The 17,834-nt window shown below is 64.8% G+C and carries 20 protein-coding genes; 11 read left to right on the top strand and 9 right to left on the bottom strand.

Annotated elements, in window-relative coordinates; genetic code table 11:
• Nucleotides 1-7: 7 nt before the first annotated feature.
• A complete protein-coding gene (locus LWC34_RS56230; protein WP_233735137.1) occupies nucleotides 8-1,720 on the top strand; it encodes a VWA domain-containing protein in 1,713 nt (570 codons plus the stop codon).
• On the opposite strand, the gene LWC34_RS56225 is transcribed toward LWC34_RS56230, so the two are convergent.
• Nucleotides 1,717-2,487 carry an SGNH/GDSL hydrolase family protein gene (locus LWC34_RS56225; protein ID WP_233735135.1) on the bottom strand — a complete coding sequence of 257 codons (771 nt, stop codon included), beginning with the start codon at nucleotides 2,485-2,487 and terminating at the stop codon, nucleotides 1,717-1,719. The two genes, LWC34_RS56230 and LWC34_RS56225, sit on opposite strands and share 4 nt — an antisense overlap.
• A 75-nt stretch (nucleotides 2,488-2,562) precedes the next feature.
• On the opposite strand from LWC34_RS56225, the gene LWC34_RS56220 reads away from it, so the two are divergent.
• Genes LWC34_RS56220 through LWC34_RS56210 form a run of 3 tightly spaced genes read left to right on the top strand, consistent with a single transcriptional unit; the run spans nucleotide 2,563 to nucleotide 3,864 of the window.
• Nucleotides 2,563-3,135: a MerR family transcriptional regulator gene (locus LWC34_RS56220; RefSeq protein ID WP_233735133.1), complete on the top strand. Its 573-nt coding sequence runs from the start codon at nucleotides 2,563-2,565 to the stop codon at nucleotides 3,133-3,135.
• Entirely contained in the window at nucleotides 3,075-3,305 is a 231-nt protein-coding gene (locus LWC34_RS56215) for a GyrI-like domain-containing protein (RefSeq protein WP_233735131.1), read from the top strand. The genes LWC34_RS56220 and LWC34_RS56215 overlap by 61 nt, the downstream gene beginning before the upstream one ends.
• A complete protein-coding gene (locus LWC34_RS56210; RefSeq protein WP_233735129.1) occupies nucleotides 3,298-3,864 on the top strand; it encodes a GyrI-like domain-containing protein in 567 nt (188 codons plus the stop codon). The genes LWC34_RS56215 and LWC34_RS56210 overlap by 8 nt, the downstream gene beginning before the upstream one ends.
• Nucleotides 3,865-4,024: 160 nt before the next feature.
• Here the strand turns inward: LWC34_RS56210 and LWC34_RS56205 are convergent, their stop codons facing one another.
• Nucleotides 4,025-4,339 (bottom strand): hypothetical protein, encoded by a 315-nt coding sequence (locus LWC34_RS56205; protein ID WP_233735127.1) that lies wholly within the window; start codon nucleotides 4,337-4,339, stop codon nucleotides 4,025-4,027.
• A 126-nt stretch (nucleotides 4,340-4,465) separates the two neighbouring features.
• Here LWC34_RS56205 and LWC34_RS56200 point away from each other — a divergent pair, with 126 nt between their 5' ends.
• Nucleotides 4,466-5,968: a peptide deformylase gene (locus LWC34_RS56200; protein ID WP_233735125.1), complete on the top strand. Its 1,503-nt coding sequence runs from the start codon at nucleotides 4,466-4,468 to the stop codon at nucleotides 5,966-5,968.
• A gap of 16 nt (nucleotides 5,969-5,984) precedes the next feature.
• Here LWC34_RS56200 and LWC34_RS56195 read toward each other — a convergent pair whose 3' ends face one another.
• Nucleotides 5,985-6,956, bottom strand: coding sequence for an ABC transporter substrate-binding protein (locus tag LWC34_RS56195; protein ID WP_233735123.1), 972 nt, complete (start codon nucleotides 6,954-6,956; stop codon nucleotides 5,985-5,987).
• Between the two features lie 547 nt (nucleotides 6,957-7,503).
• A complete protein-coding gene (locus LWC34_RS56190) occupies nucleotides 7,504-8,328 on the bottom strand; it encodes a poly(ethylene terephthalate) hydrolase family protein (protein ID WP_233735121.1) in 825 nt (274 codons plus the stop codon).
• 181 nt (nucleotides 8,329-8,509) lie between these two features.
• Between LWC34_RS56190 and LWC34_RS56185 the strand changes: the two genes are divergently transcribed.
• From LWC34_RS56185 to LWC34_RS56165, 5 genes are read left to right on the top strand one after another with little or no spacing between them, the layout of a single operon-like run.
• Complete coding sequence (locus LWC34_RS56185) at nucleotides 8,510-9,187, top strand: ABC transporter ATP-binding protein (protein ID WP_233735119.1); 678 nt, start codon at nucleotides 8,510-8,512, stop codon at nucleotides 9,185-9,187.
• Nucleotides 9,184-9,873, top strand: coding sequence for an ABC transporter permease (locus tag LWC34_RS56180; protein ID WP_233735117.1), 690 nt, complete (start codon nucleotides 9,184-9,186; stop codon nucleotides 9,871-9,873). Before LWC34_RS56185 ends, LWC34_RS56180 begins: the two co-directional genes overlap by 4 nt.
• Nucleotides 9,870-10,367, top strand: coding sequence for a P-loop NTPase family protein (locus LWC34_RS56175; protein ID WP_233735115.1), 498 nt, complete (start codon nucleotides 9,870-9,872; stop codon nucleotides 10,365-10,367). The genes LWC34_RS56180 and LWC34_RS56175 overlap by 4 nt, the downstream gene beginning before the upstream one ends.
• An 11-nt stretch (nucleotides 10,368-10,378) precedes the next feature.
• The gene (locus LWC34_RS56170; RefSeq protein ID WP_233735113.1) at nucleotides 10,379-11,227 is read left to right on the top strand and encodes a sensor histidine kinase; all 849 of its coding nucleotides are present in this window, start codon (nucleotides 10,379-10,381) and stop codon (nucleotides 11,225-11,227) included.
• Nucleotides 11,224-11,871 carry a response regulator gene (locus LWC34_RS56165; protein ID WP_233735111.1) on the top strand — a complete coding sequence of 216 codons (648 nt, stop codon included), beginning with the start codon at nucleotides 11,224-11,226 and terminating at the stop codon, nucleotides 11,869-11,871. The genes LWC34_RS56170 and LWC34_RS56165 overlap by 4 nt, the downstream gene beginning before the upstream one ends.
• Here the strand turns inward: LWC34_RS56165 and LWC34_RS56160 are convergent.
• The 4 genes from LWC34_RS56160 to LWC34_RS56145 all read right to left on the bottom strand — a co-directional run bounded on the left by LWC34_RS56160 (nucleotide 11,868) and on the right by LWC34_RS56145 (nucleotide 16,916).
• On the bottom strand, nucleotides 11,868-12,692 hold the full coding sequence (locus tag LWC34_RS56160; protein ID WP_233735243.1) for an aldo/keto reductase: 825 nt from the start codon (nucleotides 12,690-12,692) through the stop codon (nucleotides 11,868-11,870). The two genes, LWC34_RS56165 and LWC34_RS56160, sit on opposite strands and share 4 nt — an antisense overlap.
• A gap of 242 nt (nucleotides 12,693-12,934) precedes the next feature.
• Nucleotides 12,935-13,864 carry an alpha/beta fold hydrolase gene (locus LWC34_RS56155; protein ID WP_233735109.1) on the bottom strand — a complete coding sequence of 310 codons (930 nt, stop codon included), beginning with the start codon at nucleotides 13,862-13,864 and terminating at the stop codon, nucleotides 12,935-12,937.
• A 6-nt stretch (nucleotides 13,865-13,870) separates the two neighbouring features.
• Complete coding sequence (locus LWC34_RS56150; protein WP_233735107.1) at nucleotides 13,871-15,019, bottom strand: epoxide hydrolase family protein; 1,149 nt, start codon at nucleotides 15,017-15,019, stop codon at nucleotides 13,871-13,873.
• Nucleotides 15,020-15,770: 751 nt separating this feature from the next.
• A complete protein-coding gene (locus LWC34_RS56145) occupies nucleotides 15,771-16,916 on the bottom strand; it encodes an ROK family protein (RefSeq protein WP_233735105.1) in 1,146 nt (381 codons plus the stop codon).
• Nucleotides 16,917-16,976: 60 nt separating this feature from the next.
• Here LWC34_RS56145 and LWC34_RS56140 point away from each other — a divergent pair, with 60 nt between their 5' ends.
• A complete protein-coding gene (locus LWC34_RS56140; RefSeq protein ID WP_233735103.1) occupies nucleotides 16,977-17,240 on the top strand; it encodes a SemiSWEET family sugar transporter in 264 nt (87 codons plus the stop codon).
• On the opposite strand, the gene LWC34_RS56135 is transcribed toward LWC34_RS56140, so the two are convergent.
• The gene (locus LWC34_RS56135; protein ID WP_233735101.1) at nucleotides 17,203-17,823 is read right to left on the bottom strand and encodes a TetR/AcrR family transcriptional regulator; all 621 of its coding nucleotides are present in this window, start codon (nucleotides 17,821-17,823) and stop codon (nucleotides 17,203-17,205) included. The two genes, LWC34_RS56140 and LWC34_RS56135, sit on opposite strands and share 38 nt — an antisense overlap.
• Nucleotides 17,824-17,834: the final 11 nt, after the last annotated feature.

Genomic DNA, 17,834 nt, shown 5'->3' with positions numbered 1-17,834 from the left:
GGAAGACGTGCGTAGCGCAATCAAATGGCCCGTCGCGACTGTTGGTGTCGTAGCCGTTCTCGCGTTGGCCTGGCTCGGCTGGACGTGGATCAACGACCAGATCGACCAACGAGCGGCCGTGGTGTCCAAATCCTGCCCGGAAGGCGACTCGGTGCTGCGGGTCGCGGTCACTCCGAGCGCCGCGTCGGCGGTCGAGGAAGCGGCCAAGCGCTGGAACGTCCAGAAAACCGTGATCGCCGATCACTGCGTCCGAGTCGAGGTCGTCGCGCACGAATCCAGCCAGGTTTTCGATGGCCTGACCAGCGGCTGGACCGTGGGTGACAAGCCGCACGCGTGGCTGCCGGAGTCGTCGTACTGGGTGAACCGGCTGTCCGCGGCGGAGGGCTCGGCGATCGGCTCAGCGGCTGAATCCGTTGCCACAAGCCCGATTGTGCTGGCGGTGGGGTTCGAGGCCGTCAAACCGCTCGAAGACCACGACTCGTTCACCTACGCGGATCTGGCCGGGTTGACCAGCGCTTCAGACGGCTGGGCCCGCTACGGCAAGCCGGAATGGGGCAAGTTCACCGTCGCGATGCCGGATCCCGCGGCCAACACCGCCAGCGTTCTCGCGCTGCAATGCGTGATCGCTGGGGTCAGCCCGCAACGATCAGGGCCGGTGGCTGTCGAAACCCTGGCTTTGCCTGAGGTGCAACAGAATCTGGCCCAGTTGGCGGCGGCGCGTCCGGCCAACGTGCCTCGCACGACCGTCGACGCCTTGGTCGAACTCGGTAAAAGCGCTTCCTACAGCGCGGTTCCGGTGGCCGAGGTCGATTTGTACCGCCGGAACCTCGGCCTGGACGGCAGGCCGGTCGGCAAACCGTTGTACGAGGTCGCGGCCCGTGGCCCGTCCCCGGCCGCGGACTTCCCGTTCGTGGCGCTGTCGGGCGATGAGTCGAAGGTCCGTGCGGCGCTGAAGTTCCGTGACTTCCTGAAGGAAACCCCGCAACAGCAGTCCTTCAACCACATCGGCCTGCGGGCCGCAGGCGGCGCCGCATACCCGCAGAACTCCCCCGGAATCCGTTGGGACAGCGCAACAACCAGCCTCATCCCAGCTGACGCCACCACCACGCAACAAATCTCAGCAACATGGACCAACGCCGCCGAGGGCGGTCAGGTGATCACGGTCCTTGTCGACGTCTCCCGTTCGATGCTCACCAACGAGGGCAAGACCCGCATCGACTGGGTGAAACAAGCCCTGCACGGGATGGCGGACCGGATGGCCAGCGGCGCCCTTGGCATCTGGGAGTTCTCCCGCCGACTGGAGGCAGACCAGCCGTACAAACAGCTCACGCCAACAAGCCCAATCGCAACGAACCGACCCGCGGTGCACGCCGGTATCGACGCCCTCCAACCAGCCACGGGCACACATCTGTACACGAGCCTCGACGCGGTTTACCAGAGCGCGCTGAGCTCGTACACCGTGGGCAAACGCAATCGGGTCGTCGTGATCACCGACGGGCCCAACGATGGCGGGTTGTCGTTCGCGCAAGTGAAGGATCGCTTGCGGGGCAAGAACACCACCCAACGCAAGCTCCCGATCAGCTTCCTGTCCATCGGTCCTGAGCTCAACCGCGGTGAACTGACCGACCTCGCCCGCACCACCGGCGGCACAGTGTCCGTCCTTCCCGATGCGCGTGGCGTAGACGGCGCCCTGGGTCAACTGCTGTCCAACGACGGCTAACTCGATATTGTCCCGTAACCCGAACGCTTCGGGACCAGCCCGATCGCGCTCGATTCGCCACGCAGCCGCCGTTTCACCCACGGCACCAGGAACTGCCTGGTCCACTGCAACTGTTCCCGCCAGGTCGGCTCGCCGGGATCGACCTCGACGATTTCGGTCACGGCCAGTCTGCGCGGCGGTTCCCCGTCGAGCAGGCCCATGCATGCCTGCGCCGTCGCGCGGTGCCCGTCTGGCCCTGGGTGCAGGCGGTCTTCGCTCCAGCCGCCGGTTCCGGGCGGCAGCATCGCGGCTAGGTCGAGGCACAGCGCGCCGTGCTTGGCCGCAATTCGCCGGACAAAGGCGTTGCTCAGGTTCAGCCGCTTGACCAACGCACGGCGTAACGGCGTCGGCAGTGGCGTGCCCTGGCCTGGGGTTGGCAGGGTCGCGGTGATCACCTGCGCGCCGGTCGCGCCCAGGGTGCTGATCATCTTCTCCTGGTCGGCCACGAACTCGCGGAAGTTCAGCTTCGGCCTGATCAGGTCGTTCATTCCCGCGACCGCCGTAACCAGCTCGGGCTCCAGCGCCACCGCGGCGTCGAGTTGGGTCTGCACGACCTGGCGTGCGGTCAGGCCACGCACGGCCAGGTTCGCGTAACTGATCGGGCCGCGGCGTTCGGCCAGCATTTCGGCGAATCGGTCCGCCCAGCCGCGGAACGTGCCGTCCGGGCCAGGGTCGCCGATCCCTTCGGTGAAGCTGTCCCCGATCGCGACAAAGCGGTACCCGTTCACCCGTCCAGGTTAGCCACGAATTTGACCTTCCCACTGTGTTGACCTTGACACTGTGGCAAGGATCAGGATGCACGTGTGACCGATCACCTGCTGCCGATTGGCGAGTTCGCCAGGATTTGCCGGCTCAGCGCCAAACAGCTGCGCCACTACGACCAGCTCGGCCTGCTCGTCCCTGCCGAAGTCGACGCGGCAACCGGCTATCGCTACTACTCCACCGCACAGGCGCGCCGCGCGCTGGCGATCGCGTTGCTGCGCAGGTTGGACGTTCCGCTGGCTGAGATTCCGGCCGCGTTGCAGGACGCACAAGTGCTCGGCACGCATCTGAGCCGGGTCGAGGCGGAGATCGAGCAGCGCACACGTACCGCGCGAGCGTTGACTCGGTTGCTGTCGGAAGGCTTGCTACTCAGGAAGTCACGCTCGCCAACGAACCAGCACGCCGTTTGGTCGTGCACCGAACCGTCTGCGCGCCAGAGGAAATCGGTCTCGCGGTCGGGAAGTGCATGGCAGGTCTGGGAAACCTGGCCGGGCCGCGGTGGGGCTTGTTCCCGTTGGACATCGACGCGACGCGGATCGCGATCGCGGTTGGCGTGGAAACCGAGGAACCCGGCGGTGATGTCGAACGGCTGCCAGCCGGTCTGGTCGCGATGACCACGCACGTTGGACCGTACGAGGACGTCACTTTGGCTTACCAGGGCCTGTTCGCGTGGATCTACGAACGCGGTCACCGGCCGTCCGGGCTGGCTCGTGAGGCCTATCTCGCCGGTCCTGAGAATCCGGTCACCCGGATCATCATCCCGTTGGAGCATTCGCATGAATGAGTACAAACATCTGTTCTCCGGCAAGCAAGAACCGGCACTCATCGACGTGCCGTCGTTGCCGTACTTGATGGTCGACGGTAAGGGCGCGCCGGATTCACCCGAATACAGCAATGCGGTGTCGAGGTTGTACGCGGTCGCCTATTCGGTTCGTGCCGCGTTGAAAACCCAAGTGGAGTACTCGGTGTTCCCTCTTCAGGGGCAATGGTGGTCACCCGATCCGGCAGTCTTCGCGGCCGGTGACCGGGATGCCTGGCAATGGACCATGATGATCTTGCAACCGGCGCGGGCCACGGCCGAGATCGTCGCTTCGGCGATGGCCAAGGCGGCCCGCAAGAGGCCAGTCGAAGGGGTGCGGTTCGAGGAGTTCACCGAGGGAACGTGCGCTCAGATCCTGCACAAGGGCCCGTACAGCGCCGAACCACCCACGATTGCCAGGCTGATGGATTTCGTGCGGCAGGAGGGCCGTCAGCTCACTGGAAAGCACCACGAGATCTACCTGACCAGGCCGCGCACGGATGCCCCTGACAAGATGCGCACACTGATCAGATATCCCGTTTGACGACGAACTTTGGATGCCGTCCGGTGACCAGCACGGGGGCTGTCGGCTGGCCACCGGAACGGCACGTCTACCGGGCAACGCGTCGGGAGGGGTGCGGCATCAGCTTCTTGGACACAGGCGTCCAGCCGCGAAACGTCGTCCGGTCGACGGGTCTGGCTATTTACTTGTGGTTGTTGTTCGTTGTCCCCCGGTCCCACAGCAACGTCGCCACGTCCAGTTCAGACACATCCCCGGCTGCCTGAACAGCGAACGTGAACATCTGTGCCGCATCGGGGCCGTTTGTCCATACAACCCGATACCTGCGGATCTGCCGGTCGTAGTAAACCCGGACGTAAGTGCCCGACTTGGTGGTCAGCAGGCTGGCGAGGCGCCGAGCACTGCGCGCGCGCTTGCTCATGACAAGTCCCCTGCTGCGCGGCTGCGCGGGACTCGTGGTCTGCGCGGTCACCGCCGTCGTCGTCGATGTGTTTCGCACTGTTTCAGCCCCTTCTGTGCTACATCTGGAATACGAGGACACCAGCGACGGGGTATGTCATGGAAGACTGAGAGCTACTCACGGCGCGCTCACGCGTACTCACGGTCAGCCGGTGTGGGAGGCAGCATGGCGACCCAGGACGAAGACTCGCCTGCGCACCAAGACGTCTTCGTCGGTGAACTGCGGCGATGGCGGGAGGTGCGCGGCATGTCGCGTACCGCTGTGGCTGTTGCCATGGGCTACAGCCGTTCGTACGTATCGAAAGTGGAGAGCGGGCACGAACGCCCGTCGCGTGAGTTCGCCAAAGCGGCGGACGACGCGCTGAACGCCGGTGGTGCGTTACGCCGTGCATGGCGTGAGTACGAAGCCCTTCGCCCAGTCGTGGTGCGCGCTACTCCAATCGAGCGCGCCCCGGAACCGTCAACCCGCAGTCTTTTCGTCGAACATGACGACGCCGAACTTCGTTACGACGGCAGGAACTATCGCGCGGTCATGCGGCGAAAGCTGGTCAACTACGGCACGGATCCGATCACCCGCTACATGATCCGGATTTCGGTTGACCGGTTTCCCGGCGATCCGGACCTGTCGAACCAGCTCTACCGGGACCGCCCGCTCACGTGGGAAGAACTCGATCTGCAGGCCTGGTGCGGCGAGGACCGCTCGGAGACGATGCGCTGGGTGGCACAGCACGACCGGGACGCGTTCAAGGAAGTGTGGCTGCAGTTCGCCAACGACAGCGGCCATTTTCCCTTGTATCCAGGGCAGAGTACCTGGATCGAGTACACATACACGGTCCGGGATGACAAGTGGGGCAACTGGTTCCAGCGCGCCGTCCGGCTGCCAACGTCGCTTTTGTCTGTACGCCTTGACTTTCCCGAACACCTCGACCCAGCGGTCTGGGGCCTGCACACGTCGATGACCGCGGAGTCGATGCCGTTCCGGACCGCGATCAACGAGCAGAGATCGGGAAACCGCCGGATTTTCTCGTGGACGACGGAAGAGCCGCCCTTGCACGCTCGATACCGGCTGGAGTGGCACTTCCGGCGCAAGCAGTCGACCCGACCGGCCGAGCCGGAGGAGAAACCGAGCCAGGTGATGAGATCGTTGGGAGTCGTGCAATCCGACGACCCGATCCTGCACAGACCGGCGAAACCCTTCCACTTACCCGAAGAAGCCGAAGACGCCAAACGAGTGATAGCAGAACTGGTCTCCGCGGCCAAACGGGTGTCGGCAGCGCACACGTTCGGCAAAGGCATGGGCTTCGCGGCGAACCAGATCGGCATCGACCGGGCGGCAGCGATCGTCTTCCCACCGGGAACCGACGACGTGATCATGTTGCTGAACCCGAGGATCATCGAAAACGGCGAAGAGTTCGACGAGCAGTACGAAGGTTGCCTGTCGTTCTTCGATGTGCGCGGCCTCGTACCCCGGCCGTTGGTACTGCACGTGGAACACCAGGAACTGTCCGGCGCGCGCCGGATCACGATCTTCGAGAGAGGTGTGGCCCGGTTGGTCGCACACGAGATCGATCACCTGCACGGCAAGCTGTACATCGACCGGCTGCCGCCGGGGACCGAGGCGATCCCGATCGAGCAATACGGCGGCAGCGGCCTGAACTGGCAGTACTAGTGGTCACGATCAACCACTAGTTGAGCATCATCGAGCGCATGTCGATGGGCTTGTCGATCTCGCCTTGCTCGAGCATGAGGTCGGCGACGCGTTGCAGGCGCTTGGGATCGACGCTCGTCGGGAAGACGGGCATGGTCATGAGTTGGTACGTGTCCGGTTCGATCTTGACGTGCTTCATCAGCACCTGACCGACCTTGTCCCGGCTACCGGTCTCCGCGACGCCTTTGTTGAGCGCGCGTTTGAAGGCGGCGACAACGTTCGGGTTGGCGTCGGTGAACTCCTTCTTGGCGATCCACCCCGACCACGGGAAGTCAGCGGTGGGCCCGGAGAACGGATCCATCAGCTTGACCAGACCGGCCTTGGTGGCCGCGGTCAAATGCGGCTCGGCGATGACCGCGGCCGCGACATCACCTCTGTCCAAAGCGGACGGCATTGAGGCGATCTCCATCGAGATGTACTCGATCTTCCGATGGTCAACGGACATCATCTTGAGCTGGGAGTTGAGCGTCAACTCGGAAATACCGCGCTTGGACGAGACGGCGATCTTCTTGTCGACGAGGTCGGCAGGCTTGGTGATCGGGCTGTTCTTCTTGACAACACAGAGAATCAGGTTCTCGGTGGTCTGCACGGCGTCCGCGACGATCTTGATATTGGCGACCCCCTTGACCTGGGGCATGAGCGCGGGCGGATAACTGGTCAACCCGAAGTCGAGCTCGCCACCGAGCACGTTGTCCACATTGGCCGACCCCTTGGCCCCGGTCGTGAGCTGCACTTCGAGGCCCTCGGCAGCGAAGTGACCGTTCTCCATGGCCAGATGGAGTGGTGCGGAGTCGACGAGGCCAAGCGTGCCGACCTTGATCACCTTACGTTCCAACTGGCCACCGGCTGGCGGTGTTGGGCTGTCCGAATCCCCCATAAGCCCACACCCAGACGTTGTGGCCAGCAGGACGCCGGCCAGAAACCACGCTCCGAACCCCCGCAGCAGCATGAAATTTTCCTCCAGTCGGTGAGGATCGGATGCCGAGCGTAGCGATGCACGTACCCGGTTGCGCCGGATTCGGACCAGAAGACCGCAATTTCTTGCTTGCTTAGCGGAAGCAATTTTCCAACCGTGACATCACAAGAGATCCACCTGGACAAAGAGGCGGCGCCAAGAATCAGAGATGGCCGGAGCGCGAGGGCCTGATTTGGTGCGTTGAACGCCGTGAAGGTGACCTTGACGGCATCCCATCCTGTAACAGGTGGGATAGATGGGATAGATGTGACTGCTGAGGCGAGTTGGGATCCATAGTGGCAAAGCTATTGGCATTCGGCCGAAAATGAGGCCGCAGCGTTCACTCGAACGGCCTCTTGATTATTTCAGCCATCGAGCGGCTCACTGAAAACCAGGAACCTGAGCTGGTTGCCTGGGTTCGCCCGCAGGCACCAAGCCATGCACCACATGGACACCGCCGCAGCTGAGGCTCCTTTGCACCTCTACCAAAGCTACGGCGGTGTCCTAGGAAAGAAGTAACTAGAACCCGATTCCCAAGGCTCTAGAGCGCTGCTGCCTTCGCGTTGCGCTCGAACTTCGTCCACTCCGATGGTCCGCAGTAGCCGCAGTTCGGGCCGAAGAACAAACCGCGTGCCTGCGTGTCACCCATCAGGTGGTAGCGGAACCATGCGGTGATCGGTCCGCGCAGACCGCCTGCGTCACCGTCGAGGAAATGGCCTTTGCCACGCAGTTCGGCGAAGATCGCGGGCACCTGGCTTGCCTTCTGGTACTCGCCCTTCACCACCGACGACCACACGATCGGGTCGAGCTCACCGGCAGTGAAGAACGCGGGACCGCGCAACTTGGCAGGGTCGTTGAAAGGCCCGCCCAAGAACGGTGCGACTGTGTCCACGCGGGGATCCGCGCCAGCTCCGACCGCTTGGCCGCCGCCGAGTGAGTGCCCGGTCGCGCCGACGCGCGCCAGGTCGACCTTGCCCGCGAACGGGCTGCCTGCGGTGCTGTTCTGCTGCGTCAGCCAATCCAGCCCCGCCAGCAGGAACTTTGGATCCTCCGACTTGCCTTCATACGCCGCCACGATGAATCCGTGTGACGCGAAGTGGGTCAGCAGTGGGGCGTAGTTCGCGGGTGTCGCCGCTGCGCCGTTGCCCCACAGCAGCACCGGGTGGGTGCCGCAGCCGAGGCTGCCCAAATTGGTCGGCCGGAAGATCGTCGTTCCTGCCCCATTGGACGCCTGCGTCACCGCGAACGGCCCGGACCCCGCATAGTTCCCGCCAACCGACGGGCACGCGGGCGCCGCCTGCGCGGTCGGCACAAAGGTCCCGGCCACGAGCGCGATCAGTCCAGCCAGCGTCGTCCAGCGCCTCATGTGGTCTCCTCCCATTCCCCAACATGATCACCAAAGCACATGCCCGCGCGACACTGACAACGGTGTGACGAAACGGGCAACCCGAGCGGCCCGTAAGACCCAGGTCTGACGGACCACGGTCCCGGCAAGATCGGGCCACGAGCCGATGTGCCGCCGCCTCGATCCGGATTGACTCAACCGCATGCTCACGATCGACCACGTCACCAAGCGGCACGTCCTCGACGACGTCAGCTTCGAAGCCCGCCCTGGACGAGTCACCGGTTTCCTCGGGCCGAACGGCGCGGGCAAGTCCTCGACCCTGCGGATCCTGCTCGGCCTTGACCATCCGACGTCCGGCCGGGCTTTGGTGGACGGGGTTCCCTACGCCCAGCTCAAAAATCCCGTCAGGAAAATCGGCGCGATGCTGGACGGTTCAGGAGCGCATCGGTCACGCACCGGCCGGGCGCACCTGAGGTGGATCGCCGCAGCGGCAGGCATTTCGCGAAGCCGAGTCGACGAAGTCCTTGACATGGTCGGACTGACCGAAGCGGCGGGGAAACGCGTCGGCCGTTACTCGCTGGGGATGAGCAGGCGCCTTGGCATCGCCGCCGCGTTGTTGGGCGATCCGAAGGCCCTGGTGCTCGACGAGCCCATCAACGGTCTCGATCCCGAAGGCATCCGCTGGATCCGCACGTTTCTCAAGGACTTCGCCGCCGCGGGCAAAACGGTGCTGCTGTCCAGTCATCTGATGGAAGTGATGGCTGTGGATGACGTGGTCGTCATCAACCGCGGCCGAGTGATGGCCCACGGCACGCTCGCCGAGATCACCGGAACCCATCACACCCTGGAGGACGCGTTTTTCGCGCTGATCAAGCGATGAACGCGCTACGCGGCGAGCTGGCCAAGGCACGGTCGCTGCCCGCGGTATGGGTCGCGATCGCGGTAGGGCTGATCGTGCCGACCGGCATCGCGATCCTCAACTCGGGCAAGCAGTCCCCGGACATCGGATATCAGGAACTGGCCTTCGGTACGTTCGGCGCGATCGTGCTCGGCGTCGTGCTGGCGAGCAGTGAATACTTCACCGAAGGCGAGGAGCACGGCCGTCAGGTCACGACGAGCCTGATCGTCGTGCCGTCCCGGATCCGTTTGCTGGCCGCGAAAATCGTGGCACTGGCGGTCCTGACGGCCGGGCTGGCCACGGCGGCGACGCTGCTGACATTTCTGAGCGCGCGCATCGAAATGGATGTGCCAAGGGTTCTGGCGATCATCGTGTACTGGGTGCTCACCTCCCTGCTCGCGTTCGGCATCACCATGCTGGCGCGCAACGGAATCATCCCGCTGACAGTGCTGATCGTGAACTCCGGGCTGGTGAGTGTGTCCTTCCTGCTGACAAAGCTCACGCCACTGGCCGTCTATTTGCCTGACGTGGCCGGGGTGCAGATGTTCGTCGGCAAGATGGACGTGCCCATCCGGCTGTCCCCGCTTACCGGCGGCCTGGTGATGTGCGGGTGGGTCGCGGCGGTGCTGCTCGCCGGGTTCGTGGCGTTTACCAGGAGGGACGCGTGATCAAGGCGGAATTCCTGAAACTGAAGCTACCGGCGATCCTTGGCGCGCTGGGGATCGCGGGCGTTCTCTCGTTCGCCGACACTGGCGACGCGCCAGTCGTCTTCGCACAAGCAGGCTTCATCGTTCTCGGCGTCGTGGCGATAACTTCGGAGTACCAAGGCAGGCAGATCTACACGACACTCGCCGTGACACCCCGGCGAATCCCGATCTATCTGTCCAAAATGGTCGTCCTGCTGTCGGTCGCGGCACCCACCGCCGTACTTGTCGGCAGAGCAAGCGAAACCGCCGTCCACTTAGTACTCACCACGCTGATCGCCGCCTCGGTCGCATCCGTGCTCCGGCGGACAATCCCCGCGATCGCAGGCTTGCTGGGCTACTACTTCATACTGAGCCCATTCCTGTACGCGGCGCCACCAGACACCGTCATCTACGCAATCGGCGCCGCCGCGGCAGTCGGGATCGCCACCGCGTTGTTCCGTCTGCGTGACGCATAGAGTTGAGCACCATGACGACCCGTCCGGTGTGGAGATCACGCGTATGGCCCGTACTCGGACCAGTTCTCGGTCTGCTGGCCATCGCATTGTTGGCTGTCGGCGCCGACGGACCGGGCGCCACGATCGTGCCGATCGTCATCGTCGTAACCGCGATCAGTGTGGCCATATGGACGATCGTGCGCGCACGCCTCCAAAGACGTGAATACGAAGCACGCCTCACCGCATGGGCCGCTGCCGAGGCCACGCACCACGAACGCCTCAGGATCGCCAGGGAGCTGCACGACATCGTCTCCCATGGACTCGGCATGATCACGCTCCGAGCCACGGCCGCACAACGCATTCAAGGCGACCGCAGGGAATCCGAGCGCGATCAGGCACTGGAAGACATCGTGCACGCGAGCAAGCACGCGATCTCCGAACTGCGGCGCATGCTGACCGTGATACGCGACGCCGACGAAGCCCCACTACGTCCAGTGCAGAGCCTCGCGGACATCCCTGGCCTCGTCGAAGCCGCGCGTTCGACTGGCCTGGCCGCGCAACTGAGCATCGGCGCGCTCGGCGACGTTTCCCCCGGTGTTCAGGCGACGGTCTGTGCGATCGTGCGTGAGGCCATCGCGAACACCTCGCGGTACGCAGGTCCCACCGAGCTCCGGATCGACCTGCGGCGCGACGATCAAACGATCATCGTGACAGCCGAGGACGACGGGCCGAAAACGCCATGGCAGCCAACCCGTGGCGCCGGACATGGCCTCGACGGCCTTCGTGAAAGAGTGGACGCACTCGGCGGTGATCTGCGAACTGGCCAGGCAGGCAACGGGTTTCGCGTCACCGCACACCTACCCGACGGAGAGGTCCTGTGATCGACGTTCTGCTCGTCGACGACCAGCACCTGCTCCGGCACAGCCTCGCGATCATCATCAACGCCGCGCCCGACATGACAGTCGTTGGCGAAGCTGCGGACGGAACCGAAGCCCTCACACTGGCGCGGCAACTGCGCCCGGACGTCGTGCTGATGGACATCCGCATGCCCGGCCAGGACGGCATCGTGACCACGCGCCAGATCAGCGAGGAACTCAGCGACACCCGAGTCCTCGTGCTGACGATGTTCGAGCTGGACGAATACGTTTACGGCGCACTGCGAGCAGGCGCGAGCGGGTTCCTGCTCAAGGACACCAACCCGGACGATCTTCTCACCATGGTCAGACGTACGCACGCAGGCGAGTCCCTATTCGCGCCAGCCATTCTCACGCGGTTGGTCGAGCACTACCTGGCCACGCCACGGCATCAGCCACCACAACCCGACGGTCTGACCCAACGCGAAGCGGAGATCCTGACGGTCATCGGCCGCGGACTGTCCAACGACGAGATCGCCACGGCACTGACCATCTCGGTCAAAACGGTCAAGACGCACGTCAGCCGTCTGTTGAGCAAGCTTGCCGCGCGTGACCGGGCCCAGCTGGTGATCGCCGCCTACGAACTGGGCCTGGTCGCGCCGAACCGTTAGGAGAAGTGGTCGGGGTGCGGGCCGACTCGGGTGTCGTTGTGCATCTCCGAGAGGCTCATCACGTCGTCCTCGGCGAGCTCGAAGTCGAAGATGTCGATGTTCTCGCGGATCCGGGACGGCGTGACCGACTTCGGGATCACCACGTTGCCGAGCTCGAGGTGCCAGCGCAGGATCACCTGGGCAGGTGACTTGCCGTACTTCTCGGCCATGCCACGGATGCCCGGGTCCTGCAGGAGCCGTCCACCGGCCAGCGGGCTCCACGCCTGGGTCACGATTCCGTGCTCGCTGTGGTACGCACGCAGGTTGTCCTGCACGAGGTTCGGGTGCAGCTCGATCTGGTTGAACGCGGGGACCGTGCTGGTTTCCTCGCTCAGCCTGCGCAGGTGCGAGATCTGGAAGTTCGAGACGCCGATCGCGCGCACCCGGCCGTCCACCGCGAGCTTCTCCAGTGCCTTCCACGTCTGCACGAAGTCGCCGCGCGCCGGCGCGGGCCAGTGGATCATGAAAAGGTCGATGTACTCGAGGCCGAGGCGCTTCAGGCTCTCGTCGAACGCCTGCAGCGCGGCGTCGTAACCCTGCGCGTTCTTCCACAGCTTGGTGGCCACGAACAGCTCGTCACGCGGCACGCCCGAGCTGACGAGCGCCTTGCCGACGGCTTCTTCGTTGCCATAGATCGACGCGGTGTCGAAACTGCGGTAGCCAGCCTCGATCGCCGTGCAGATCACGTCGGCGACCACGCTGTCGTGCACCAACGCCATTCCGAAGCCCACCTGCGGAATGGATACGCCGTTGCTCATCTCAACGACAGGAACCTCGCCCATCAACGAACTGCCCTTCCGACTCCACATGGCGTAATGCCACGGATGGTAGTGGCTCACCCGAGGCAGGCACGCACCGCCGCCAGTTCGGCCGCAGTAAGGCCCGTCCGCGGGTCGACCCGGACGAGTTCGGACATCAGCCCAGGCCCTGGTCAGCCCTCGTGAGTGGTTAGCAGGGTTAGAACACGCGTAACCACTCACGAGGAGACTGACTGTTCCAGCCGGACCTTGGGCTCGTCGAAGCCTTATAGAAACTCAGTGAGGGCCTTGAGGACCGCTTCCGGTTGTTCCTCCGGCAGGAAGTGCCCGGCACCGGCGATCTTGCCGAGTTTGACGTTGGTTCCCTTGTCCGGCAACGAGTACTGCAATGTGTCGTTGTACTCGGCGGCCAGTCCGAGCATCGGCGCGGTGATCTTGCCGTACCCCTTCTGGTCCTCGATGTCCTGGTAGAAGCCCTGGTACCAGGCGTTGCCAGCACGGATGGCCTCCGGCCGGTTCCATGCGGCCGCGTAGATCGCCCGGTCACGGTCGCTGACCGAGGTCTTGTCGACGAGGATCGTGTTGAACAGCCAGTCGACCATGTACCGGAACCGCCCGGCGAGCAGCTGCTCTGGCAAGCCTCTGACCTGGTTGAACGCGAACCACCAGACGTGCACGGGCGTGCCGGGCGGGGCCAGCAACGGGATCCGGAACAGGTTCTCGTCGGGATGCGAGACGTCCAGCAGGCTGACGGTCCTGGTCGCGTCGGGGTGGTTGGCGGCGAAGCTGAACGCCACCATCGCGCCGATGTCGTGCCCGACGATGTCCACAGTGGAGTATCCGAGCTCGCGGACAAGCTCGTAGATGTCCCGTGCCATGGTCTTCTTGTCGTAGCCACCGGCTGGCTTGTCCGAATTGCCTTGGCCACGCAGATCCACCGCGATCACGCGGTACTTCGCCGCGAGCGCGGGCATGATCTTGTGGAACTCCCACCAGGTCTGCGGCCATCCAGGCACCAGCACCAGCGGTCTGCCGCGGCCGCCGGTCACGTAATGCATCCGGATGCCGTTGACGTTGGCGTATCCACTGCGGAAACCCGGCAGGGACGCGCTCACGGTGTCCGCAGCGGCCGCCGGAGCGCCGAGGACAGCCGTAGCCGCGGTGAGCGAGAAGAGGTTACGTCGATTGAGCGCCATGAATGATCACCTGTAGTCGCGGAAGCAGGTACGCAGGTCGCCGGTCAGCAGGTCAGGCGCGTCAACACCCGAGTAGTGGCCGCCGCGGTCGAACTCCGACCAGTGCACGATGTTGTGGTCACGCTCGGCGAAAGGGCGGATCGCTTTGAAGTCGTGGGCGAACACCGCGACACCGGTAGGGACCGTGCCGCGTGCCGCGGGTTCTCCTTCGCCTTGGTGAGAGTTCTCGTAGTACAGCCGCGCGGAGGAACCTGCGGTGTTGGTGAACCAGTAGAGCGAGGCGACGGTCAGGATGAAGTCGTCGTCCAGTGCCTTGTCCATCTCGGCCGGGTGATCGCCGAAGCCACGGATCAGGTCCATGACCCACGCCAGCTGGCCGACCGGGGAGTCCGCGAGCGCGTGCGCCAGCGTTTCGGGCCTGGTGGACTGGAGCTTGTTGAAGCCCGAATGCTCGTCCATGAACCGCTGCAGGAAACCGAGCCTGCCGTACTCCTCAGGGCCGAAGCCGTCGAACTCGGCGGGATCCCCGCTGGGGAACGAGAAAACCTGGGTCACGTGCACGGCCGGGACCTGTTCGGCGGCAACCCTGGCCAGGACTGGCGTGATCATCGAACCGGCGTCGTTTCCAGCGGCGCCGTAACGCTCGTATCCAAGGCGGCTCATCAATTCCGCCCATGCCTTGGCGATCCGGGTGTCGTTCCAGCCCGCGTCGGTCGCCGGGCCGGAGAACGGGAAGCCGGGGATGGAGGGGATGACCAGGTGGAAGGCGTCGGCCGGGTCGCCTCCGTGCGCGCGAGGGTCGGTCAGTGCCGCGATGACGCCGAGGTACTCAACGAACGTGCCAGGCCAGCCGTGCGTCAGGATCAGCGGGAACGCGTCCGGCTCTGGCGAGCGCACGTGCAGGAAGTGGACGTTCGTGCCGTCGATCTCGGTCTGGAACTGCGGGAAGGCGTTGATCTTCTGTTCCTGGGCGCGCCAGTCGAACCCGTTGGCCCAGTAGGTGGCGAGCCGCTTTAACTCCTCTGTGGGCACTCCGCGGTCCCAACCGGGTAACTGCGCCGAGGTCCAGCGGGTGAGATCGAGCCGGTCGGTCAGGTCGTCGAGGTCGGACTGCGGGATGTCGATGCGAAATGGCGTGATGTCTTGGCTGCTCATGCGCACAGCCTCGCGCCGAGGCTGGCCGGATCGTGAGGGTCGATCCCGGGTTTCAGCCAGGGCTGAAACCCCTGGACGGCGGCTAGCCCCTCACGCGCGGTGAGGTCGACCGGATCAGTCGCTAATCACCTTGGCGTACAAAGAAAGCCGGGCTCGTCAGCCACCGGCGACCGGCCCGAACAGTTGGCGAGTTGCCCACCTCCCGCCGCACTCAGGCATTGCCAGACAGTGCACGAGCCCGGAGGTATCCCACATTGTGTACGAGGACTGGCGGCTCACGCCTCCATGATCGAGGGGACAAAGGGCCAGGCCGGAAAATGTACGCAAGAACAAGCACCCGGTAGCACAATGACGTATCGCCGTGAGCGAAGCGAACAGGCGGGAAGTCAGCGACGGGTGCCCGCGCGTGTCTGCCGCTCCGGCATGGCGTGTTGAACGCGCGAGCGGCGCACGGCGGCGAGCAACCAGGCTGAAAGCGAGTCGAGCAGTTTGACACGCCGTGCCGGTGGGGCGGACACGCGGAAGACCATCCAACCCAACCAGGACGAAAAAAGAGGGCCGAGCATGTCAGGGCATCTCGCTGAACCCGCGAGCCGGCGTGTGTCCACCATTCCTTCACGGTGAGTCAAACTGCTCGACTCGCTCCCAGCCCCGCTGGGACCCGCTGTACGCCGCGAGCGTGTTCAACTCACCACAAGGAATGGTGGACACACGCGCTGTCGCGCCGTAACCCGTCGCTTCGCTCCGGGGGTTAGTTCGCTCGCACAAAGGCGCGTGGATCGTCGAGCAACGGTTGGAAGGCGAGCTCGGCAGCGCCAAGCAAAACGCTGTCCGCCAGTTCGCCTGGTGTGATCGGCACGTGCGCCAGGTCTGCCAGGAACGCGCGTTCCGCTAGTTTTCGACGGACGGTCTCGGGCTCAAGGGAGTACAGCTTGCCGAGCGTTCCGCCGAGCACGATTCGGTCCGCGTCAACGATATTGGCCAAGCTGCCGAGCCCGATCGCGAGCCGCGTGTTCACCCGGTGCACGGCTTCGAGCACATCCTCGGACGGCGACGCCAACAGGTCCTCGATTCGAGCTGCGACTTCCTGCAACGGGACCTCGATGCCCAGCAGCCGCAGCAGGGCCCGGTGATCCGCCTCGACCTCAAGGCATCCCGTTGAGCCACACGGACATTGCGCGCCATCCGGATCGACCGTGATGTGCCCTGGCTCGATCGCATACCCATGCGCGCCAAGGAAAAGGCGACCCTCGGTGACCACTCCCCCGCCGAGCCCGACATTGCCAGTCGTCAGGTACAGCAGCTGACCAGATTCCCTGCCCGCGCCATGCCTGTGCTCGGCAAGCGCGGCCAGGTTGGCGTCGTTGGCGATCGCGACCGGCCGGTCCAGGTGCTCTCGCAGCAGGTCCAGCAGGTGCAGGCCGGGCCAGCCCAGGTGCAACGCGGCCGGGGCATATCCGTCAGCCCGCACTGGCGACGGCACGGCCACTCCGAACCCAAGCACGTTCGGCCCGACGTGCTGATTCATCAGCTCGCAGAGCTCGTCGAGTGCCTCGGACGGTTGCGGGTTACGCAGCGGGAGCGTGGAGCGGGAGAGGATCTTGCCGCCGAGGCCCACTGTCGCGACCGTGAACGCGTCCGGCTGGATCTGCGCCGCGACGACCGTCGGCGCTTCCGCGGGGATGGTCACTTGGTGCGATGGCCGCCCGCCTCCGGGTTTTCCACCGGTCCGGTCGATCCGCACGAGTGAGCGGTCGGCCAGTTCGCCCAGGAGATAGCCCATCACGCTGCGGCCGCAGCCGAGCCGGTCGGTCAGCTCGGCGCGGCTGGCTTGGCCGCCGGAGACATGCAGGGTCAGCAGGAGCTGCCCAAGCGTGTCCTTGGACGCTTGTGTCACGCCGCCCACCCCCGTATCGTACCTTTGTACAGCCACTGCACAAACGAGGGGTTATCTGTCTTGACCATCCTTGGTCTGTTCGCGGGCGCGTTGACCACGCTCGCCTTTCTGCCGCAAGTGGTGCGGTGCTTCCGCACGAGAAGCACCGGCGATCTGTCCTGGGCATGGATCCTGATGATGTGTGCGGGTGTCGGCGCGTGGTTCGTCTACGGCCTGCTCGGCGCGGACATGCCGGTGATCGTCGCCAACGGCATCACGCTTGTGCTCGTTGCCGCGCTCGGCGTGATCAAGGCTGTCCATCAACGAGCAGCAGTTCCCGCGTAAGCACCTCGTTCCACCACTGCTCGACGCGATCCGGCGACCAGCCGCGTTCGTTGATCAACGTCAGGTAGACGTCGATGTTGCAGAGCGCCGCGTACACGTCGATCGCGGTCTCGACGTCCATCCGCATGTCCGACCACCCCGAAAACACCTGCCTCCTGGTCTGATCGCCTCGCCGACGGCCTTCGCTGTGCACACCCGCGAGCTCAGGATCGACCCGGCCAGCCTCGCGCAACGGCACGATGACCTCGCCGGAACGCTCGTACAGGCGCCGGTCATAGCCGATCATCGCCGCGAGCTGCCTCGCGGGCGAGGTCTCGGATTCCAACTCCTCCACCATCCGCGGCCCGTCCGCCGACAGGTCCGCCGCGTCCGCCACGGCCAGCGCGAGGCCGGTCTTGTTGACGTAGACCGAATACACGGTCGGCACGGACACGCCCGCCTCACGCGCGACATCGCGGACGGTCGTGGCCGCCCATCCCTGTTCCACGAAGAGCTTTCGCGCGGCGCGTGCGATCTCCGCCCGCGTCTCCAGAGCCTGGGTCGCGCGCTTGAGGGAGTCGTACTTCCGCCGTGGGGTGTCCACCAATCGCCTTC

Source organism: Kibdelosporangium philippinense (genome assembly GCF_021390435.2).
In the GTDB taxonomy this organism is placed as follows: Bacteria; Actinomycetota; Actinomycetes; order Mycobacteriales; family Pseudonocardiaceae; genus Kibdelosporangium; species Kibdelosporangium philippinense.
Note: the sequence above shows the minus strand (reverse complement) of the source record. Positions and strands in the feature narration are given on the sequence as shown.

Excerpts from the sequence above, each read along its gene's own strand:
- LWC34_RS56195 (WP_233735123.1), bottom strand. The coding sequence starts at position 6,956 with ATGCTGCTGCGGGGGTTCGGAGCGTGGTTTCTGGCCGGCGTCCTGCTG.
- LWC34_RS56180 (WP_233735117.1), top strand. The coding sequence starts at position 9,184 with ATGAACGCGCTACGCGGCGAGCTGGCCAAGGCACGGTCGCTGCCCGCG.
- LWC34_RS56155 (WP_233735109.1), bottom strand. The coding sequence starts at position 13,864 with ATGGCGCTCAATCGACGTAACCTCTTCTCGCTCACCGCGGCTACGGCT.
- LWC34_RS56190 (WP_233735121.1), bottom strand. The coding sequence starts at position 8,328 with ATGAGGCGCTGGACGACGCTGGCTGGACTGATCGCGCTCGTGGCCGGG.
- LWC34_RS56185 (WP_233735119.1), top strand. The coding sequence starts at position 8,510 with ATGCTCACGATCGACCACGTCACCAAGCGGCACGTCCTCGACGACGTC.
- LWC34_RS56150 (WP_233735107.1), bottom strand. The coding sequence starts at position 15,019 with ATGAGCAGCCAAGACATCACGCCATTTCGCATCGACATCCCGCAGTCC.
- LWC34_RS56200 (WP_233735125.1), top strand. The coding sequence starts at position 4,466 with ATGGCGACCCAGGACGAAGACTCGCCTGCGCACCAAGACGTCTTCGTC.
- LWC34_RS56160 (WP_233735243.1), bottom strand. The coding sequence starts at position 12,692 with ATGGGCGAGGTTCCTGTCGTTGAGATGAGCAACGGCGTATCCATTCCG.
- LWC34_RS56210 (WP_233735129.1), top strand. The coding sequence starts at position 3,298 with ATGAATGAGTACAAACATCTGTTCTCCGGCAAGCAAGAACCGGCACTC.
- LWC34_RS56170 (WP_233735113.1), top strand. The coding sequence starts at position 10,379 with ATGACGACCCGTCCGGTGTGGAGATCACGCGTATGGCCCGTACTCGGA.